The following is a 3130-nucleotide window of genomic DNA, read 5'->3' as shown; positions in this document are numbered from 1 at the left end:
GCTTGCTGAAGAAGGTAAAAGTAATGATGAAGTTGTAATTGCAGTTGGACCTGCTTTTGGAGATAAATTATCAAAAACTATGATTGATGAAAAACATGCAAATATTTTACGAGAGATAATGGCTGGGATTGAAGAAGAAGGATTAAAGGCCAGAGTAGTAAAAAATTATATTACAGCTGATGTTGGTTTTATGGGACATCAGGCAGCTCAATTAAGTGGTTCAGGTATAGGAATTGGCTTACAATCAAAGGGTACAATTTTGATTCATCAGAAAGATTTGAATCCACTTGCAAACCTGGAGTTATTTCCACAGGCACCACTTCTAACTTTAAAAACATATAGACAAATTGGAAAAAATGCCGCTCGTTATGCCAAAGGAGAAAATCCTGATCCTGTTCCAACTCAAAATGATCAGATGGCTCGGCCAAAATATCAGGCAATATCTGCTGTTTTATATAATAAAGAAGTTAAATGTCTTGATAAGGCAAAAAAGGTTGTAGAATTAGCAGTTGATTTTAATAAGTAATTATATATCAGGAGGTGTAATTTATGGAAAAAGAATTAATTGAATCTATTGTTCGTGATGTTTTAGGTAACTTAGAAAATGATGACAGTATAAGCAAAAAATCATCAACTAAAAGTGGAGGCCTTACAGATAAAGATTATCCTTTAGCGAAGAAGCAGGCAGATTTAGTAAAGACTCCTTCAGGAAAAAAATTAGACGATTTAAAATTACAAAAGTTTATTTCTGGAGAAATGGATGGATCTGAGTTGAGAATAACTGCCGAAACACTTTATCATCAAGCTGAAATAGCAAGATCAGTTGGTCGAGAACAATTTGCCAAAAATCTTGAAAGAGCAGCAGAATTAACAAAAGTAGATGATGATAGAATTCTTGAAATCTATAATGCAATGAGACCTTATCGATCAACTAAAGCAGAATTAATAGAAATTGCTGAGGAACTTGAAAATAATTATGATGCTGTAATTAATGCAAACCTGATACGTGAGGCTGCAGATGTTTATGAAAAAAGAGAGCGCCTCAAAGGGGATAGATAAGTTAATAAGAGTAGGTGACGACTATGGAATATATTGTTGGAGTAGATGTAGGAAACTCTACTACAGAGGTTGCTGTAGGAAAAGTGAATAAAGAAGAGGAAAACATAGAATTTATAACTGATGGAATATATAAGACTACTGGTTTCAAAGGAACAGTGGATAACATAGAAGGAATAATAAATTCTTTGGATTCTGCACTTGAAAAAGTAGATTTAAAATATGGAGACTTAGATTTAATTAGAATTAATGAGGCTACACCAGTAATTGGTGATGTAGCCATGGAAACAATTACAGAAACAGTTATTACTGAATCAACAATGATAGGACATGACCCCTGGACCCCTGGAGGAATAGGGCTTGGAGTTGGCTATACTACTAGGATAGAAGATGTATCTGACTGCAGACCGGGGGATGAATTAATTATTATCATCCCAGGAGATGTTGATTTTGCTGATGCTGCTGTCTTAATAAATAAAGCAGTAGAATCTGGGATTAAAGTTAACGGGGCTGTTGTTCAAAAAGATGATGCTGTTTTGATTGTTAATCGTCTTAATGAGAATATACCAGTTATTGATGAAGTAAAGTATATTAATAAGATACCACTAAATAAAAAAGCAGCTGTAGAAGTTGCCAGACCAGGTGGTACTATTAATAAACTTTCTGATCCTTATGGTATTGCAACAATTTTTGAGCTTAACTCGGAAGATACTAAACATATTTTTCCAGTGGCCCGGTCATTAATTGGTAATCGTTCTGCTGTTGTAATCAGAACTCCAGAAGGAGATGTTGAAGAAAGAAAAATTCCTGCTGGTAAGCTAGTGATTTTTGGTGATAAAGGAAAATCAGAAATCAGTGTAGATTCTGGAGCAGAAAAAATTATGGATTCATTAGAAAAAATTCAACCTGTAAAAGATGTAAAAGGTGAATCTGGAACTAATGTTGGTGGGATGTTAGATAGGGTAAAAGAAACAATGAGTCAGGTTACAGATCAAAATTTATCTGAAATAATGATTAAGGATATACTTGCAGTTAACACTTTTGTACCCCAAAAAGTAAAAGGTGGACTTGCAGAAGAACATGCAATGGAAAACGCTGTTGGTCTTGCTGCAATGGTTAAAACTTCTCAATTGCCGATGCAGAAAATTGCCGATAAATTACAGCAAAAAACTGGCGTAAAAGTTGTCATTGCTGGAGTAGAAGCAAACATGGCAATTCGTGGGGCTTTAACCACTCCCGGTACTGACAAACCATTTGTTATTCTTGATATGGGTGGGGGATCTACTGATGCAGCAATGGTTACAACTAAGAATCAGGTATATTCAACTCATTTAGCTGGTGCTGGAGATATGGTTTCACTTTTAATTAATATAGAACTAGGAATTGATGATTTGAAACTTGCAGAATTAATTAAAAAATATCCCCTGGCAAAAGTAGAAAGTATTTTTCATATCAGACATGAAGATGGAAGTGTTAAATTTTTTGATAAACCTTTAGCATCTAAATTGTTTGGGCGGGTTGTTATTTTAACAGACACTGATATGGTTCCGATTCCTACTAAACATTCTCTAGATAAAATTAGTCAGGTTAGAAGAGAAGCCAAAAATGATGTTTTTGTGCGTAATTCTGAAAGGGCCTTAAAAAGGATTATTCCAACAGGGAATATTAGAGATATTGATTTTGTAGTTATGGTTGGTGGATCTGCTATTGACTTTGAAATACCAACCCTAATATCTAACCGTTTATCTGAATTTGGAGTTGTGGCAGGAAGAGGTAACATTAGAGCAATTATGGGACCACGAAATGCTGTAGCTACTGGATTGGTTCTTTCTTATCTAGATACAGAGGGAAGTGTTAAAGATGGGTGATCATAGGGAAAAACCATCTGTATATATAGCAGTTGAAGATAATTATAAAAACAGTCCTTTATTAAACTATTTATGCTATGGTTTGGAAGAAGAGGGTATACCTTTTAAAATGATGGATAATAGTGCTGAAAATTTATATTCTTTAGCACATCAAGCAGCTCAAGCTTCACGTTTAAATGTTTCTTTAGCGCTTGGAGAAAATAATA

Annotated in this window: 4 protein-coding genes; all 4 read left to right on the top strand. The window is 34.4% G+C overall.

Annotated features, from left to right (window positions below; genetic code table 11):
* The coding region (locus CI949_RS19190; RefSeq protein ID WP_290769388.1) for a propanediol/glycerol family dehydratase medium subunit at positions 1 to 526 on the top strand (526 nt) is incomplete at its 5' end.
* A gap of 23 nt (positions 527 to 549) precedes the next feature.
* Positions 550 to 1059, top strand: coding sequence for a diol dehydratase small subunit (locus CI949_RS19185; RefSeq protein WP_149796695.1), 510 nt, complete (start codon positions 550 to 552; stop codon positions 1057 to 1059).
* A 23-nt stretch (positions 1060 to 1082) separates the two neighbouring features.
* A complete protein-coding gene (locus CI949_RS19180) occupies positions 1083 to 2924 on the top strand; it encodes a diol dehydratase reactivase subunit alpha (protein WP_149796696.1) in 1842 nt (613 codons plus the stop codon).
* Positions 2917 to 3130 (top strand): glycerol dehydratase reactivase beta/small subunit family protein (locus CI949_RS19175; protein WP_290769385.1); only part of this gene is annotated, 214 nt, incomplete at its 3' end. The genes CI949_RS19180 and CI949_RS19175, both read left to right, overlap by 8 nt.

It is taken from the genome of Halanaerobium sp., from assembly GCF_003070835.1.
Note: the sequence above shows the minus strand (reverse complement) of the source record. Positions and strands in the feature narration are given on the sequence as shown.